The sequence below is a fragment of the Rhodococcus sp. 27YEA6 genome, from assembly GCF_044908235.1.
Classification (GTDB): Bacteria; Actinomycetota; Actinomycetes; order Mycobacteriales; family Mycobacteriaceae; genus Rhodococcus_F; species Rhodococcus_F qingshengii.
The window spans coordinates 260669-277656 of the sequence record NZ_JBIYCY010000001.1 but is presented as its reverse complement, the minus strand read 5'-3'; the positions used below and the strand labels follow the sequence as shown (position 1 = coordinate 277656).

At 62.1% G+C, this 16988-nt stretch carries 16 protein-coding genes; 6 read left to right on the top strand and 10 right to left on the bottom strand.

What is annotated here, in order from left to right:
• Positions 1–22: 22 nt before the first annotated feature.
• Genes ABH939_RS01390 through ABH939_RS01380 form a run of 3 tightly spaced genes read right to left on the bottom strand, consistent with a single transcriptional unit; the run spans position 23 to position 3359 of the window.
• The gene (locus tag ABH939_RS01390) at positions 23–904 is read right to left on the bottom strand and encodes an LLM class F420-dependent oxidoreductase (protein ID WP_151098227.1); all 882 of its coding nucleotides are present in this window, start codon (positions 902–904) and stop codon (positions 23–25) included.
• The gene (locus tag ABH939_RS01385) at positions 901–1731 is read right to left on the bottom strand and encodes an SDR family NAD(P)-dependent oxidoreductase (protein ID WP_030536994.1); all 831 of its coding nucleotides are present in this window, start codon (positions 1729–1731) and stop codon (positions 901–903) included. Before ABH939_RS01385 ends, ABH939_RS01390 begins: the two co-directional genes overlap by 4 nt.
• Positions 1728–3359 (bottom strand): AMP-binding protein, encoded by a 1632-nt coding sequence (locus ABH939_RS01380; protein WP_037128859.1) that lies wholly within the window; start codon positions 3357–3359, stop codon positions 1728–1730. Before ABH939_RS01380 ends, ABH939_RS01385 begins: the two co-directional genes overlap by 4 nt.
• A gap of 254 nt (positions 3360–3613) precedes the next feature.
• On the opposite strand from ABH939_RS01380, the gene ABH939_RS01375 reads away from it, so the two are divergent.
• From ABH939_RS01375 to ABH939_RS01360, 4 genes are read left to right on the top strand one after another with little or no spacing between them, the layout of a single operon-like run.
• Positions 3614–5275, top strand: a complete 1662-nt coding sequence (locus ABH939_RS01375; RefSeq protein WP_404649215.1) for a class I adenylate-forming enzyme family protein — start codon at positions 3614–3616, stop codon at positions 5273–5275.
• A complete protein-coding gene (locus ABH939_RS01370; protein WP_214926599.1) occupies positions 5272–5742 on the top strand; it encodes a nuclear transport factor 2 family protein in 471 nt (156 codons plus the stop codon). Before ABH939_RS01375 ends, ABH939_RS01370 begins: the two co-directional genes overlap by 4 nt.
• Positions 5743–5755: 13 nt before the next feature.
• Positions 5756–6652 (top strand): TIGR03619 family F420-dependent LLM class oxidoreductase, encoded by an 897-nt coding sequence (locus ABH939_RS01365; RefSeq protein WP_404649213.1) that lies wholly within the window; start codon positions 5756–5758, stop codon positions 6650–6652.
• A gap of 1 nt (position 6653) precedes the next feature.
• Positions 6654–7163 (top strand): nuclear transport factor 2 family protein, encoded by a 510-nt coding sequence (locus tag ABH939_RS01360; protein WP_042924821.1) that lies wholly within the window; start codon positions 6654–6656, stop codon positions 7161–7163.
• An 8-nt stretch (positions 7164–7171) separates the two neighbouring features.
• On the opposite strand, the gene ABH939_RS01355 is transcribed toward ABH939_RS01360, so the two are convergent.
• Positions 7172–7687 carry a hypothetical protein gene (locus ABH939_RS01355; RefSeq protein WP_232329918.1) on the bottom strand — a complete coding sequence of 172 codons (516 nt, stop codon included), beginning with the start codon at positions 7685–7687 and terminating at the stop codon, positions 7172–7174.
• Positions 7688–8519: 832 nt separating this feature from the next.
• Between ABH939_RS01355 and ABH939_RS01350 the strand changes: the two genes are divergently transcribed.
• Entirely contained in the window at positions 8520–10016 is a 1497-nt protein-coding gene (locus ABH939_RS01350) for a DUF222 domain-containing protein (RefSeq protein WP_270008622.1), read from the top strand.
• 40 nt (positions 10017–10056) lie between these two features.
• Here ABH939_RS01350 and ABH939_RS01345 read toward each other — a convergent pair whose 3' ends face one another.
• Positions 10057–10212: a hypothetical protein gene (locus ABH939_RS01345; protein ID WP_003940615.1), complete on the bottom strand. Its 156-nt coding sequence runs from the start codon at positions 10210–10212 to the stop codon at positions 10057–10059.
• A 135-nt stretch (positions 10213–10347) separates the two neighbouring features.
• Here ABH939_RS01345 and ABH939_RS01340 point away from each other — a divergent pair, with 135 nt between their 5' ends.
• Complete coding sequence (locus ABH939_RS01340) at positions 10348–11172, top strand: mycofactocin-coupled SDR family oxidoreductase (protein ID WP_003940537.1); 825 nt, start codon at positions 10348–10350, stop codon at positions 11170–11172.
• Between the two features lie 31 nt (positions 11173–11203).
• Here ABH939_RS01340 and ABH939_RS01335 read toward each other — a convergent pair whose 3' ends face one another.
• The 5 genes from ABH939_RS01335 to ABH939_RS01315 all read right to left on the bottom strand — a co-directional run bounded on the left by ABH939_RS01335 (position 11204) and on the right by ABH939_RS01315 (position 16980).
• Positions 11204–11992, bottom strand: a complete 789-nt coding sequence (locus ABH939_RS01335) for an SDR family NAD(P)-dependent oxidoreductase (protein WP_003940182.1) — start codon at positions 11990–11992, stop codon at positions 11204–11206.
• Positions 11993–12070: 78 nt separating this feature from the next.
• Positions 12071–12721, bottom strand: a complete 651-nt coding sequence (locus ABH939_RS01330) for a PaaI family thioesterase (RefSeq protein WP_003940283.1) — start codon at positions 12719–12721, stop codon at positions 12071–12073.
• Positions 12721–13590 (bottom strand): MaoC/PaaZ C-terminal domain-containing protein, encoded by an 870-nt coding sequence (locus ABH939_RS01325; protein WP_042448411.1) that lies wholly within the window; start codon positions 13588–13590, stop codon positions 12721–12723. The genes ABH939_RS01330 and ABH939_RS01325 overlap by 1 nt, the downstream gene beginning before the upstream one ends.
• Positions 13590–14792 carry a lipid-transfer protein gene (locus tag ABH939_RS01320; RefSeq protein WP_003940027.1) on the bottom strand — a complete coding sequence of 401 codons (1203 nt, stop codon included), beginning with the start codon at positions 14790–14792 and terminating at the stop codon, positions 13590–13592. The genes ABH939_RS01325 and ABH939_RS01320 overlap by 1 nt, the downstream gene beginning before the upstream one ends.
• 7 nt (positions 14793–14799) lie before the next feature.
• On the bottom strand, positions 14800–16980 hold the full coding sequence (locus tag ABH939_RS01315) for an acyl-CoA dehydrogenase (protein WP_042448414.1): 2181 nt from the start codon (positions 16978–16980) through the stop codon (positions 14800–14802).
• Between the last annotated feature and the right edge of the window lie 8 nt (positions 16981–16988).

Here is a 16988-nt window from a genome sequence, read left to right as displayed (position 1 = left end):
GCTGCCGGTCACGCCCGCACTCCTAGTTACTCAGCCCCAGCCGCTTCGAGCATTCGGCCATTTCGTCGATGATCAGTTCCAGCGACGTGCCACGACGACTCGCGGACAGCACGATTCGATCGGCTCCCAACCCGCGTGCCCACTCGAGTTTCGCTTCGTCGAGCCTGGGCAGTGTCGCACCGAGTACCAGCGAGACGTCGGCAGGATCTCGATCTGCCTTCACCGCAGCAGCTTTCATCGCTGCTACGGCCTTGTCGAGATCTTCACCGGCCAGTCCCAGCGGCTGGAAACCGTCACCCAACCGGCCTGCTCGCCGAGCAGCAGCGAGACTATGTCCACCGATGTAGAGCGGAACTCCGGATTCGCGGTGCGGCTTCGGCCAGCTGTACGCACCCTTGAACGAGAAGTAATCGCCGTCGAAATCGACTGCTTCCTTGCCCGCCCAGAGTGAACGCATCACCGCGATGGCCTCATCGGCTACCTTGCCGCGGCGCTCGAAGTCACCGCCGCACGCCTCGATCTCTTCCTTCATCCACCCCAGGCCGAGGCAGATGCGCAATCGCCCACTGGAAAGGCGATCGAGCGTCGCCAATCTTTTGGCGAGCACTACCGGATTGTGATTGGGCAGCACCAGAACTCCAGTGGACAAGCCCAAGGTGGTTGTGGCACCCGCCACGAACGAAAGCAGTTCGAGCGGATCCGGGATGTCGCAGTCATCGGGAAGATGCGATTTGCCGGTCGGAGAATAGGGGTACTCGCTCGCGGTGTCGGCGATGACCACCGAGTGCTCCACTGCCGAGATCTCGTCGAAACCCAGCGACTCGGCCGCACGGGCGAATTGCAGAATCCAATCAGGGTCTCCGCTTCGACCCAGTTCGACCGGAACGACCACGCCGAGCTTCATACCGTTTCCTCCAGTGTCGCCATCAATTTCGGACCATCCACGACGCGACCGAGGTACCGGTCCGCATCGGGATCTGTTGCAAGCCACACCGCCGCTGCAGCGGGTACGGATGCCGGTGTGGCCGCAAATCCGGCGTCCACGATTGCGTCCGCGCCACCACGGGCTTTCCCTGATTCCGTGATGACAAATCCCGGACTCAGGTTGAACGCTTTGATTCCGGCGTCTCGGTACTCGGAGTTGATCGCTCCGGCAATACGTCCGAACGACGCCTTCGACGCGGCGTACGACAGACCCCAACCACCCTCGCCGGGAGGCGCAGGCGGATCCATGGTCGCCGAACCCGATGCCAGATTGACCACTACGCCGTTGCCGCTCTTGATCATCGACGGGAGTATCACCTGGACCAGAGCGAGTTGGTGCAGATAATTCCCGATCGCCATCGCCTGAGCGTCGTCGATCTCGATGTCGAGCACCCGGTCCATGTTTCCGACAGTCTGCGCATAGGCGTTGTTCACCAGCACGTCGACACGTCCCCACTCGGCCAGCACCCGTTCACCGGCGCCGCGGACGGATGCCAGATCGAGCAGGTTCATCGGAACGGCCAATGCGCGCACACCGAAGGACTCGATCTCGGCAACCGTCGTCTCCAGGCTGCCGGGCACCGGAATCACTTGCTCGCCTTGCCTCGTTCGCGGGGCTGCCCGCCCCTCTCCTTCACGAACGGTGCGAGCAGTGATTGCAACGTCGAATCCGGCGCGCGCGAATGCCAGCGCGCACTCTCGGCCGATCCCCCGGGAAGCGCCGGTCACCAGCGCAACTTCACTCACAGGAACCGCGTGCGGCCGTGCGTCTCGAACTCCTTCTCCAGGTTCACCACGTCAGCTTCGGTCATCAACGTGTATTCGGGAGTGCCTCGGCCCACCCAGTGGAACACTGGTTCGTCGGTCCGCCAGCGATCGGCTTGAAGTTCACGTTTGAGTACCTTGTTGGAGCCCGTGACGGGCAGGTCGGTCGAAACGCGAACAAATCGTGGCGCTGCCTTGGTACCCAGATCCGCCTGCGCGGCAAGGTAGTCGGCGAACTCGACCGGATCGAAATCGGCGAGATCGGCGACCTCGATCGCAGCCATGACCTGATCACCCGAACGCGGATCCGGTACCGCGAAGACACCCGTGGCAATCACTTTGGGGTGCCGACGCAGGATGTGCTCGATCATCAAAGCCGAGGTGTTCTCACCGTCGACCCGGATCCAGTCGCCCTTGCGTCCCGCGAAGTAGATGAAGCCGGCCTCGTCGACGTAGCCGAGATCGCCTGTCCAGTACCAACCGTGGCGAATCTTCTCGGCGATCGCGTCTTCGTTCTTGTAGTACCCCTCGAACTTCTTCGATCCGGCCTTGTCGACCATCTCGCCGATGGATTCGTCAGGGTTCAGCACGTGACCGTGCTCGTCGAGAATTGCGCGGGGTCGCTCTTCGCGCGTATCGGGATCGACGATGACGATGTTCTCGCTCGCGGGACGGCCCAGTGCTCCGGCAGGTTGGTTCGGATCGAGCACTACTGAACCGGCACCTTCACTCGAACCGTATCCCTCGAAAAGTTGTGCACCGAAACGACGGATGAACTCTGCCTTGTCCCCCGGCGACGCCTCGGTCCCGAAGCCATGGGTGAGGGTGTTCTCGATGTCGTCGGGCAGTTCCGGCGTCGCCATGAGATACCCCAAGGCCTTACCGACGTAGGTGAAATATGTTGCGCCGTAGAACCGAACGTCCGGCATGAATCCCGAGGCCGTGAACTTACGAACGAGGCAGACTGTAGCTCCCTGCGAAAGGGCCGGCGCCCACAGAGCCATCAACGCGTTGCCGTGGAAGAGCGGCATGCAGCAGTAGCAGACGTCGTCGCGGTCGATGTCGTACTTGGCGCAGTTCGCGTAGGCCAACCGCGTCAGGCGCCCCTGGCTGCACCGTACTGCCTTGGACATTCCGGTGGTGCCCGAGGTGAAGAGAAGCAAGAACAGCGTCGACGCGTCGACACCGAGGTCGATCTGAGGCGACTCGACGTGATGTGCTGCAATCCTGTCCGGGTACGACGCGTCGTCGACCAGGACGAAACGATCTTCGGTCAGCCCGAGGTCCAGGCCGGCAAGCTTCTCGTAGCCTGCTTTGTCGGTGACGATCAGCTGGCAGTCGACGTACCGGACCTCAGCCTCGAGTTCAGCTCCACGCCTGGTCGGATTGATACCGACGATCGTGGCCCCGGTCAGGGCCGCGCCGCCGAGCCAGAACAGGAACTCCGGATCGTTCTCGAGAAGTACTCCGATGTGAAACGGTCCGGGCGCGCGAAGCGACTTCGCCAGCGAGCCGCGCGCTGCGCTCTCGCGCACCACCTCGTCCCAGCTCCAGTCCTGCGTCCGCGTCCGCAGGCCCAGGTGCTGATCACCGAGACGGTCGATCAACATCTGCGCGACGTCCTCGCGCTGAGGAGCTGCAAGAGCTGCATTCGAAGATGCTTCGGTGGCGGTGTTCGTCATCGTGTCCTGTGTCCTAGTCGATATCGGAATGTCGATTACTCCAACTGCGATACGACTCGAACGTATCGACGCCTCAGAGCCGGAACCGTCCCAGTCTCGCTCAGTGGTAACCGCCGCCACAGATATGATTTTCTCGTGAGATTTTGTGACGTGAAAAGCGCCACAATACGAAAGGCCATTCCATGACTGCCCCCGCAGATCCGCAGTTGCTTCTGGACCAGGCGGTCTCACGCCTCACTGGTCCAGGTGGGCCATTCGAGATCGTCGAAGAAGAGGTTCTCGGCACCGTCATGCCTGTGATGAAGAACCGCGGTCACGCCATCGGTGAACTCATCTCGGCATCTCGCGCCTGGGGCGACGGCGACTATCTCGTCACCAGCGATCGTCGAATCTCGTTCACCGAGCATGCCGATTCCGTTGCCGCGCTGGCAACTGCTCTGCGGGACAAGTACGGAGTCCGCAAGGGCGACCGTGTGGGCATCCTCGCTGCCAACACTCCCGAATGGGTCATGACGTTCTTCGCGACGCAGGCGCTCGGCGCGATCGCAGTCGGTCTCAACGGTTGGTGGGTTCCGCGCGAGGTCACTCACGGGATCGAGCTCTCACGTCCGAAGGTTCTGGTCGTGGATGCCAAGCGCGGCGCCGCCCTCCCCGAACTGCCGGCAGACATCACGGTCCTCACCATGGAAGAGGATGTGCCCGCGCTCATCGCGGAGTATGCAGGCTCCGACGTGCCGAGCACCGACATCGACGAGGACGACCCTGCCGTCATCTTGTTCACCAGTGGTACCAGCGGCCGCCCCAAGGGCGCACTCCATTCGCACCGCAACGTGATGGCCGTCGTCGACTACCACAAGTACAGCGACGCGATCGGCGCCGCATTCACCGGCCGTGAGTACGACGCTTCCAAGCCGAGCCCACTGCGTTATCTACTCACCTCCCCGCTCTTCCACATCGCCAGCCTGCACAATCTGGTGGTTCCCCGTCTCGCGACGGGCAGTGCCGTCATCCTGACCGAGGGCGGCTTCGACGTCGACAAGGTGCTCGGGTTGGTCGAACGCGAGCGTGTCACCAACTGGGGTGCTGTCCCCACGATGGCATCGCGGCTACTCGAGCACGGCAACATCGCCAAGTACGACGTCTCTTCGTTGACTGCATTCTCGCTGGCATCCGCGCCGTCGTCGCCCGCGTTCAAAGAACGCCTCAAGGAGCAGGTGCCGTTCGCACGCAATGCTCTGGTCGACAGCTACGGCCTCACCGAATGCAGCACCGCCATTGCGGTCGCCGTCGGCGCCGAACTCGAAGAATTCCCAGGCACTCTCGGGCGTCCGATCATCACCGTCTCGATGGAGATTCGCGATCCCTTCGGCGAATGGCTGCCGGACGGCATCGAAGGTGAAGTGTGCGTACGCAGCCCCTTCGTCATGCTCGGATACTGGGAGAACGACGAGGCGACCGAGTCGGCAATTGCCCCCGGACGCTGGCTTCGCACCGGCGATTTCGGGGTAATCGAGAACGGGCGTCTCCGTCTCACCGGTCGTCGTTCCGACCTGATCCTGCGTGGCGGCGAGAACGTCTACCCCACCGAGATCGAGCAGACGCTCGACGAACACCCAGACGTGATCGAGTGCGCTGTCATCGGCATGCCGCACCCCGACCTCGGCCAGGAAGTGTCCGCCGTGGTTGTCCTGCGTCCCGGAGCCGCCACAACGGAGGCGGAGCTGCGTGATTACGCCGCCGAGCGACTGTCCTACTTCAAGGTGCCGTCGAAGTGGCGCATCACCAGCGATCTGTTGCCTCGCAATGCAACCGGCAAGATGGTTCGGCGCGAGATCACCGTATGACCACGGAGCTGTCACGGATCGTCGCCGAGTCGGCGATCCGTGACCTGCTCTGCGAGTACACGCATCTGATCGATCAGGGCCGATTGCGTGAAGTCGCTGCATTGTTCGCCTCGTCCGACTACGGGCAGTGCGGGCCGGACGGGGTTGCCACCACGCTCATTTCGTCCGACGCCGACGCAGTGTTCGCAGCCTGCAGCGGCTTCATTCGAATGTACGGTGATCCGCCGGTTCCACGAACCAAACATCTGCTGACCAACACGCGAATCGCGGTCGACGGTGAATCAGCGACGGCACTCTCGTACGTCACGGTCATCCAAGGTACCGAAAATCTTGCCCTGCAACCTATTCTGGCGGGGCGCTACTTCGATCGCTTCACCTGCGTCGACGGGTCGTGGCAGTTCAGCTCGAGACTCTTCTGTCTGGACAACATGGGCGAGATGTCCGCGCATGCCAAGCGGGCACTGTAGAGGAACGACGACTGTGGAAATCGGCGTCAACATCTTGGGCCTCGAGGCCTTGTTCGACGGCAAGATTCGCCCGGTTCTGGACTTCGCCGCGCGTGCTGACCGTGCCGGGATCGATCTGATCTGCACCGGCGATCATCTCGGGTTCAATGCCGAAGCACACGCTCAGCGGGTAGCCGAACACAACTTCTTGTTCCCGTTGGATCACCCTTGGTACGAACCGATTTCACTTCTTTCCTCGATCGCCGCAGTGACCGAACGCGCTCGCCTCGGAGTATCGGTTCTGATCGCCACTGTTCGCCCAGCCGCCCTGCTTGCCAAACAGGTTGCAACTCTCGACTCATTGTCCGAAGGTCGAGCCGTCATGGGTTTCGGCGCCGGTTGGCAAGAAGCCGAATACACCGCTACCAACATGCCTTTCGACGCGCGATTCGGGCGCATGGAGGAGGCTGTCGCAGCGTGTCGCGAACTGTGGACCAATGCTCCGGCCACCTTCAAGGGACGCGACTTCGCCTTCGAGAACTACCACAGCCTCCCGCTGCCGATCCAAAATCGCGTACCGGTGCTCTTCGGTTTCGGACCAAGCCGGCGGAACTTCGACCGCATAGCACGCGTCGCCGACGGTTGGACCGTGAACCCGACCGACCTGGGAACGTTCACCGACAGTGTCACATTGCTGCGCAACACATTCGAAGCCCACGACCGCGAGCCGGATACCGCACGTGTGCAAGTGTCTGCGGCGCCGGTTCGGCGCGACAATCGGTCCGTCGACCTCTCGGCAACCGCTGACAAGGTCCTGGACTGGTCCGACCGCGGCGCGTCTGCCGTGGTGCTTCGGCCTGCCGTATTCGATTGCGCTGCCGAAGAACTACCGGAATTACTCGACTGGATGACCAGCATCAAGGAGGCGTGACATGGACCAGGCACTGCAGGATCTCATCGACAAGCAGGCAATTCGTGAGGTGGTTCTGACGTACTGCCGCGGCATCGATCGCCTCGACTTCGATCTCGTCCGCAGCGCCTACCACCCGGACGCGATCGACCATCACACCGGATTCGACGGCACCATCGACGAGTACATCGCCTGGGCCACAACAAAACTCTCCGCGATCGGCGGCACGATGCACCACATCGGCAACCACCTGGTCGAACTGCACGGCGACCACGCGATCAGCGAGGCATATTCGATGTCCACACACTGGGGCGGGCCCGAAGACATCGGAATGATCAACTTCACCAGTGGTGCGCGGTTCATCGACCACATGGAGCGGCGCGACGGCCGTTGGGCGATCAAGGAGAGATGGGCCGTACGCGAGTGGACTCGCTCGGACGAGGGCCGCTTCGTCAACCCCGAAGGGCCTGGTCCGCGTGGGCGTCGAGATGCCTCGGATCCGCTCACCGCACTACGAAGGTCCCTTGAATAATTTGGGGTTCAGTCTGCGAGGTCGAATTCAACTCGCGCTCTCGCGAACAACATGCGGATATCCTTCCCGAACGTGACTGCTGCCGTTCCCAATGCATTGACCGCTGCGGTCAACGGGTCCGATTCGATCGCGTCGAAAATCGCATTGAGAGCGTAGGACGGGACATGAATATTCCCGTGATCGAACGGATTGGACTCCGGTTGCGACGAATGGTCCACTATCTCGATCTTGACTTCCAACTCCACATTGTCGGTCCCCGCACCGAATTCCTCCTCGTGTAGGTGCTCGAATGCCGTTGTGCGATTTCCGAAGGGTTCCGGAAGTTGTTGTCCCACATGCATAGCGTTGAGGGCCGGACGAACCCAATCCCTGTCGGCTAATCCCGCATGCTCATACGCCTGCACAGCGGCCCAAAACGCGAGTCGACGAAGAGTCGCGACGTTCATGCGGACGACCGCTTCGGCAAGTGGTCGGTCCATACGAGCTAGTTCTTTGCCGGACTGGAATCGTTCGAGTTCAGGCATCGGATCTCCTCCCCACTCCTGCCGCTCTCGTTCAGCAGCTTCGGCGCGGAGGTCACTGATTTGCACAACCCTGGACGGCTCGCCGTTCTCGCCGTAAATCGTTATCCATTTCGACTCGATGTCCCGTTGTGGACGAGGAATCGGTTCAGGTATCGGTTCGTCCACAGGAACGCCATATCCCGGCATGTCCCACTGCAGCGATGGCCGCACCTCGTCACCACCTGCAGGCCACATACGCACCCGCCAAACATCTCCGGGTTCCGTCGATCCGGGCCAGCCGTAGTTTACAAAACCGCGGCCGGCAATCTCGACCAGATATGACCCCTCGGGTACATCACAGACAATGAACTCCCCACCCGGAGGTGAATCAAAGCTGATTGACCCCTGCGGACCAACCGTCAGAAACGACTCACTGACCTGCTGCCATTTCTCGCGATCGGATGTGGGTCGGGAGGACCAGACTTCGACCGTTGTATGCATGTTGAAGTTGTTCTGGTGCGGGCTCAGGACAATCACAACTGTGCCGTCACTGTAAGCAGGGCGCGAAGCCATCGCGAGTTCGAGCAGGTCCGTTTCCCTCCCGAAACCGTCATCGTCGCCGTATATGTAAAACTGTCCATAGTCCATGAAGAGCACAAGCGACTGTTCACTGAGTTTCACCGCGTTGTCTGCCACAAGCCGATACTTACACAGTGGCACGACAATCACGTTCGAGTTTCGAATGAACAGGATCCAAAACGCAAGCACAATAAGCATTTCGGCCGATTCGGACTATTCCGACTGATTTGAGAATTCAGTTCGCATCGAACACACATTCGAATAGAATGGATGCATGTTCAACCCGACAACAGAGCTCTTCGGTATCTCAGCACAGCTGACCGGTACCGAAACTGATTGTGCGCTGGTTGATCTCATGACCGATCTGCATGCATGCGAGGCGATGCTGGTCGAACGCAAGCTCGCTGTGATTGCCGAGTTCTTTTCGCGGCGAAGCTCGGAGCATGTCGCCAGTGGTGCGTGGTCGTCGACCGCACACGAGTTGGCGGAGTCGGAAGTCGGTGCGTCACTGACGATGGGTCGCGCGGCTGCCGGCAAGCTGATCGGGTTGGGGTTCTCGTTAAAGACTCGTCTGCATCGCACTCGAGCGGCGATGGCCCGTGGCGAGTTGGATCTGTACCGAGTTGGTTTGATCGATTCCGCGACCGCGAACGTGAAAGACGAATTGATCGACGAGGTGGAACGACTACTGCTCGAGCAGGTTCTCGCCCCACCAGTAGCAGGCGGAACGGGCTTGACGGGAAGGCGACTGACAGCGGCGATCGATCGGATCGTGGCGATGGTGGACCCGGAAGGTATGCGAGAACGCCGACGCCGTGCTCTCACCGATCGGTTCGTCGGAGTCAGCGCTGCCGAGGACGGGATGGCAAAGATCTTGGGAAGCGTTCCGGCAGAACAGGCTCGGGCATTCGACGGCCGACTACGCGAGTTGGCAATGTCGGTATGCCGAAACGACTCTCGAACGTACGAGCAGCGACGAGCCGACGCGCTCTTCGAGTTGACCAACGGATCACAATTCTTGCCGTGCAACTGTGGCCGAGCTGATTGCCCGCAGGATCGTAGCGGTGGTGTTGTCGTTCGTCGGCCCGTGGTTCACGTCGTGATGACTGATTCCACTCTGCACGGTGGCGGCGAGCCCGCCCACCTCGACGGGTACGGGGTGATCAGCGCTGAGCATGCTCGCGATATCGCCCGTGACGCCGTAATTCGAAACGTCCGAGCACCTGCTGATGACGTCGCAGAGCCGGTGCCTGCTTCGGCGCGCGTCTACCGACCGGGCGCCGTTCTCGATACCTGGTTACGGATCATCGCGGGCAGCTGCCAATGGCTGCATTGTGATGTCCCGGCCTGGAATTCCGATCTGGACCACAATGAACCGTTCCATCACGGCGACCCCGAATGCGGCGGTAAAACGGTCGCGTCGAATTTGAGTGCGTTCTGCCGCAACCATCATCGCCTCAAGCATTCCGACCGGTGGCGGTTCACGTCGAACGTGGATCGGACCATGTCGCTGACGTCGCCGACCGGGCATTGTTACCGAACGCGACCCGCAGGATTGATGGCTGGATCGCACGAACCGACACCGCCCCAGGGCGGTCGAAATCGGCGGACCCAGGCGGAGAACAAAGCTGCCCGTATCCAGAGTGAACGCAATCGCCAGCGCCGACGGATACAGAAACGAGCAGAGGAGCACGTTCAATACAAGCGGCGGAAATCACCGCGAGCCCGCCGAGAACCCAACGACTACGGGGACGACCCGCCACCGTTCTGAGATACCGAGCGGTGTCGAGGCGCGCCGACGGGTCGCAGGGTCAGTCTGACGTCGGCTTGGTGCCGTCTTCTGGTGCCGGATCGTCGTCGGCAAGCGGATCTATGGTGTCGACACCTTCGAGGACGGTCAGCTCTTCTTCCGCCTCGGCGAGGAGCCCTTTGGCTTCAGCTTCGACCTTCTTCACCCAATCGGACATCCCGAGCCTCTTCTCTTCCGAAGCGAGTTCCCGCTGTAACTGAACTCAGACTACGTCGCCGGCGACGAATTTCGCCGTCCCCTCGGGTCAGTACTCATGACCGAGTAATCATGATTCACGACGGACGGAGCACGCATGCCCGGACAGTTGGAAGGCAAAACCGCACTGATCACCGGGGCCGCCCGAGGTCAGGGCAGGAGCCACGCCGTGCGATTGGCGCAGGAGGGCGCGAACATCATTGCGCTCGACATCTGCCGTCAGATCGAATCGGTGGCCTACCCGATGGGAACCGCCGACGATTTGCGGCAGACAACAGCAGCGGTCGAGAACCTGGGACGAAGTATCGTCGCGCGAGAAGTGGATGTTCGCGATCTGTCCGCACTGCGAACTGCGGTATCCGAAGGAATTGCGGAGCTGGGCAGCGTCGACATCGTCCTGGCCAACGCCGGTATCGGCATGATGTCCCCGGATATCGACGATGCTCGCGCCTTCCGCGACCAGATGGAGGTCAACCTATTCGGCGTCTGGAATACCGTCCAGGCCGCAGCGCCCGCGATGATCGAACAAGGTACAGGTGGCGCAATAGTCCTTACCGGATCAACTCTGGGACTTGTCGGTCGTGGAGGTGACGGCACCGGCGGATCCGACGGCTACTGCGCGAGTAAACACGCCATCGTGGGGCTTGGGCGCACGTGGTCGCACTGGCTTGCTCCCCACAATATTCGTGTCAACTCCGTGCACCCGACTGGCGCGAATACACCGATGGTCGTCAACGACGCGGTCGCGAAGCTGTTTGCGGACTCCCCGACATCGAGCGGAGCCGACGTGGGCAACCTCTTGAACGTCGAGTTGATCGAAGCTGCCGACGTCAGCAACGCGATAGCCTGGCTGGTTTCGGATCAGGCTCGATACGTCACAGGTATCGCGTTGCCGGTCGACGCCGGGTTCACGGCCAAATAGACGCCGGATACACCGGCTGCGTCGCCGTCGATCAGTCGACGGTCGGCGCCCACTGCACGCCGTTGATGTGCCCACCACCGTCGACGAAGAGGGTGTTGCCGGTGACGTAACGGCTGTCGTCACTTGCCAGGAAGGCCGCAACGGGGCCGATGTCGTCGAGGGGATCGCCGATCCGCCCCATCGGGTTCTGTGCGGCCATCACTGCCACGTTCTCCGGATTGGCTTCGGCGACACGCTTGTACGCCGCACTCTGCGCACCGGGACAGATGACGTTGCAGTTCACCTGCTTGGGAGCCCACTCGCGGGCAGCAGTGCGAGTCAGGGTTCGCAATGCTTCCTTCGCCGCGTTGTACTGCACCGAGTACATGTGAGCATTCACGCCGTTGAGACTGCACATGTTGATCACGCGGCCCGTGCCGTGACGCTCCAGTTCCGGCAGGGCAGCCTGCATCGCCCAGAATGCCGCCATCACTGCCATGTCGAAACCGCCGCGCAATTGCTCGTCGGACATCTTCTCGAGCCGAGCGAAACCGAAAGTCCGCCAAGCATTGTTGACCAGGATGTCGAGGCGTCCGAACCGCTCGACGGACTTGTCGACCATGGCAACAACCTGAGCTTTGTCAGTGACGTCGGTCCGGACGAATTCCGCCTCCGCGCCCCATTCGTCCCGCAACCACTGGGTGGTTTCGAGGCCCGCTGCCTCGTCGATCTCGGCAACCAACACCGACGCGCCTTCACGCGCGAACGCGCCCGCCACTCCGCGCCCGATGCCCATACCGGCACCGGTGACCACTGCTACACGTCCGTCGAGCTTGCCCACTGGGCCCTCCTTCGTCAGAACCCCTGTGCGCCTTTTTGGTAGTTCCCACTACCAAAAAGGCGCACGGGGGCGAAGCCCCTACCTGGGGCGCGGCACGGTCTTGTCGATGAACAGTCCCTCTACCGACACACACAATTCGCCGTCCGCAGTTTTGATCTCACCGACGGTGTGAATCTTGCGGCCGTCCTTGGACAGGAATTTGCCGCTGATCGTGAGGGGCTCGAACAGCGGAGTCGGGCGATGGTACCGAGTGCTCAATTGTGCTGTCATGCCGGAAGTTCCACCCCAGGCGTTCGCGACGCCGAGAACGTGATCGAGCAGCAGCGCCGAAACACCGCCGTGCACATGGCCGGGAGGGCCCTGGTACGGCAGCGTCAACGTGACCACTCCCTGCACCGACCCGTCAGCGAGCCCTTCCAGAACGAGCGGCGGCGCAATGGCGTTCTCGGGGCCGGTCACGGGGTCGTGACGAGTCACGCCCTCACCGTTCCACATGTCGATCAACCGCTCGGCCACCTCGGGTGAGTGCTGTTCGAGATGCTCTGCAATGCTGTTGAGCTCCTCCGCAACCCGGTCCAGATTGGCGTTTCCGCGGTCGGTGCGCAGCATCGCGTCGACAACGCGACGCGCTGCTGCCGTGGCCCGGTCGACCGGGGCGTCCTGCGGCGGCGACGTCAGAATCGTGCCGCCCGGATGTGTCGCTGCTGTGGGGTGCGAACCGAGGTCCATCAGTTGATCTCCATTGTTGCGTGCGTGAGAACCGGGGAGTTCTCGCGTTCGGGGCACGTCGCCGCCAACGTCAGTGTGTTGCCGTCCTGCCATACCGAGGTGGTGATGGATTCGCCGGGGAAGAGCGAACCGGCAAACCGCACCGAGTAGTTCTTCACCCGCGTCGGATCTCCGTCGAGAATCCCGTCTACCACGGCCTTGCAGACGATGCCGTACGACGCGAGGCCGTGCAGAATCGGTGCATCGAAGCCCGCCATCTTCGCGAAGGAGGGATCAGCGTGCAGCGGGTTCATGTCTCCACTGAGTCGGTACACCAGCGCCTGTGAGGGACTCGTGCTCGACGTCAGTACCTTGTCGGGCGCTCGATCAGGCACCCCGGCAACAACTTCGGGTCCGGCGTTGCCGCCGAATCCACCTTCGCCGCGCGCCCAGATCTGCATTCCGGTGGTCCATAACGGATTCCCGTCCAGGTCCTCGGCCGCCGTCTCGAGAACGATCACAGCTGCCTTTCCCTTGTCCCAGACATCGGCGACCCGAGAGGAAATACGGGCAGCACCCGTCGACGGGATGGGCGCGTGAAGTGCCAGCGACTGCCCACCGTGCAGGATCTTTCGCAGATCGATGTCGATTCCCGGCATACTCATCGACGGTGCGGGCAGTACACCCGCCGAAACTCCCTGGCCTGCAACCATTGCAAACGTCGGGAGTACCTTCAGCCCCTTTTCGTACACCCAGGTCAGTTCAGCGGGATCGAGAGCATTCACCCCTGCCCCGAGTCCCAATTGGTAGAGCATGACGTCGCGATCGGTCCACGACGCCTCGCGCACAGTCGGTTCGGCGGCCAACGCCACCTCGAGATCGATAGCCATCAGTTCTCCAAAGTTCCGGCTCGGTAGACCGTCACGACGCACGCGCCGCCCAGTCCGAGGTTGTGTTGCAAGCCAATACGAGCGCCTTCGACCTGCCGCGCATCCGCGGTCCCGCGGAGCTGCCACGTGAGTTCGGCGCACTGCGCCAAGCCCGTCGCGCCCAGCGGGTGTCCCTTCGAGATCAAACCACCCGACGGGTTGACGACCCACTGGCCGCCGTACGTGGTCGCGCCGGATTCGACGAGCTTTCCGCCTTCTCCGACCGCGCACATCCCCAGGCCCTCGTAGGTGATGATCTCGTTGATCGCGAAGCAGTCGTGCAGTTCGATGACGTCGACGTCATCGATGGTGATCCCGGCCTGCGCAAAGACCTGCTCTGCCGCAGCTGCCGTCATCGGCGCGCCGACCACGTCGATCATCGACTTCTCGGCGAACGCTGCCTCGGTGTCAGTGGTCAACGCCTGTGCGACGATTTCGATCGCCCGGTCTTCGAGGCCGTGCTCACGCACGAACTTCTCGCTCACGACGATCGCGGCTCCGGCGCCGTCCGAGGTCGGCGAGCACTGCGAGCGTGTCAGCGGCTCGTGAATCATCTTGTCGCCGAGTACCTGTTCGAGGGTGTACTCGTCACGGAACTGTGCGTACGGATTGTTCACCGAATGCTTGTGATTCTTGACCGCCACCGCTGCGATCTGCTCGACCGTGGTGCCGTACTTCTTCATGTGCTCGACGGCAGCGTTACCGAACAGCTGAGCTGTCATCGGCGATCGGGCGAACCCGTAATCCTCGACCATGATCTTCAGCTGAGAGTCCAAGGTCGTGACCTTGGGCATCTCACCGTTACCGGTCAACGCCGTTTTGGTCATCTTCTCGAAGCCGACGGCCAAGGCGCACTCGGCTTGTCCGGCCTGGACCCACTCGCGCGCCATCATCAGCGCCGTCGAGCCGGTCGCGCAGTTGTTGTTGACGTTGAAGATCGGAATGCCGGTCAGACCGGTCTCGTAGAGAGCTCGCTGTCCTGCTGTCGACGCGTTGAACACGTAACCGACCGCAGCACGCTGAATCTGGCCGTAGCCGATCCCGGCATCGGTCAGGGCATTCGAGACGGCTTCGGTCACCATGTCCGGGTATTCCCAGTCGCGGGTCTCGATCTTCTCGAACTTGGTCATGCCGACGCCGATGACGAAGGTGCGATTGCTCATGTGCAGGTCACTTTCCCGGTTCAGGGTCGCGAGGCAGACCCAGGATTCGCTCACCGATGATGTTGAGCTGAACATTGGTTGTACCACCCGCGATGGACATGCACTGCGAGTTCAAGAACATCTGGGTTGCAGACATCCGATGCTGTTCGCCCAGAAGTGAACTCGGTCCGGCCCACTCCATTGCCACGTCCCAGACCTGCTGGATGTGCTCGACACCGATCAGCTTCGCCACCGAGGATTCGGCACCCGGCTGCGCGCCGGTGAGCGAGCGCAGCGTGGTGCGCAGACCGAGCAGACCACCGGATTGCGCGTCGCACAGCACCTTTCCGAGCACGGTCAGCTGCTCGTCGTCGATGCCACCGGGCAGTCCGTCGACCAGGCTCAGAAGAGCCTCGCCACCCGATCCGAGCGACGAGTCGTTGGACAGCGAGACACGCTCGTTGGCCAGCGTGGTGCGAGCGAGCTTCCAGCCGTCGCCTGGCTCGCCGACCAGGCACTCGTCGGGAACGAAGACATCGTCGAAGAAGACTTCGTTGAACAGTGCTTCACCGGTGATCTCGCGCAGCGGACGAATGTCGAGGCCACTGTTCTTGATGTCGATGAGGAAGTAGGACAGGCCCTTGTGCTTGGGTGCGTCGGCGTCGGTGCGCGCGAGGCAGATTCCCCAGTGCGCGTCGCGTGCCATCGACGTCCACACCTTCTGGCCCTGCAACTTCCAGCCACCATCAACCTTGGTGGCCTTGGTGCTCAGCGCCGCGAGGTCGGAACCTGCGCCGGGCTCGGAGAAGAGCTGGCACCAGACGATGTCGCCGCGCAGTGACGGCGGGACGAACTTGGCAAGTTGCTCTTCGTTGCCGTGCGCGATGAGCGTCGGGATGACCCAGTTGCCGATGATCATGTCGTGCGGCTTGATCTTCGCAGCGCGTAGCTCTTCGGCGATGACCAGCTGGCTGACGGCATCGGCGGACTTGCCCCACGGAGCCGTGAAGTGCGGTGCGGTGTAGCCCTTTTCCGCGAGATACGTTTTCTGGGCGGCGCCTTCGAGTTCGAGTGCAGGAGCGAGCTCGGCTCGGACGTCGGCTCGGATCGCCTCGGCCTCGGGCGGCAGCTCGACGCTGAGCACGCGACGGGTTCCGGCAATGGTCAGCTCGGCAACGCGACGACGCCAGGATGCCGTGGAACCCAGCAGAATTCGCAGGGACTGCGCGCGGCGCAGGTACAGGTGCGCGTCGTGCTCCCACGTGTAGCCGATTCCGCCGAGCACCTGGATGCAGTCACGCGTGACGGAGAAGCCAGCCTCGAGGGCCGTGGCTCCGGCGACGGCTGCTGCGAGAGAAGCCTCTTCGGCACCGACGCCGTTGGCGGGAGTCAGCGCACGCGCAGCGTCCCAAGCGCAGACGCGTGCCTGCTCGGAAAGCGCGAGCATACGTGCAGCCTTGTGCTTGACACCCTGGAACTGGCCGATCGGGCGACCGAACTGCTGACGTACCTTCGCGTAGTCGGCCGACGTCGTAACTGCCCAGTCGGCCAAGCCTGATGCCTCGGCCGCGAACAGTGTTGCGGCAATGTCGAGTACACGCTGGGTATCGATGGTGAGGATCTCGGAATCGGTGAGCACCAAACCGTCGACGGTGACCTCGGAGTTACGACGCACGACGTCGTAGCTGGCCAAGTCCGTGACCTCGAGGCGGTCACGTCCGAGCAGAACGAATCCGCTGTCCGTCGCGAGGAGGAACAGGTCAGCGACATGGCCGCCGAGAATAAGGCTGGACGTTCCGCTGAGGGTGGTGTTGTCGCCGTCGCGGGTGATCTTCAGCGAACCCGGCTGCAGTGCAACAGCTCCGAGCGTGCTGCCATCCACGAGCGTCGGCAGTCTGTCCGTTTCTCCGGCATCGCTGAGAACAGCGCTGACCACTACCGTCGGCAGGAATGGTCCGGGAACCATCGAGCGTCCAAGTTCCTCGACGACGATGGCGAGTTCGACCAATCCGTATCCTGCGCCGCCGAATTCCTCGGCTACGTGTAGTCCGAGAAGCCCCTGCTCGGCAAGCCCGTTCCAGAGTTGGGGGCGAGTTTCGACCTTCGCCTCGACGGCTTCACGGACGACGGTGGGTGTTGCGTGACGCGCCGCCCAGCCCCGTACGGAGTCGCGGAGGTCACGATCTTCTTCACTCAATCCAATAGTCATGTCTACCT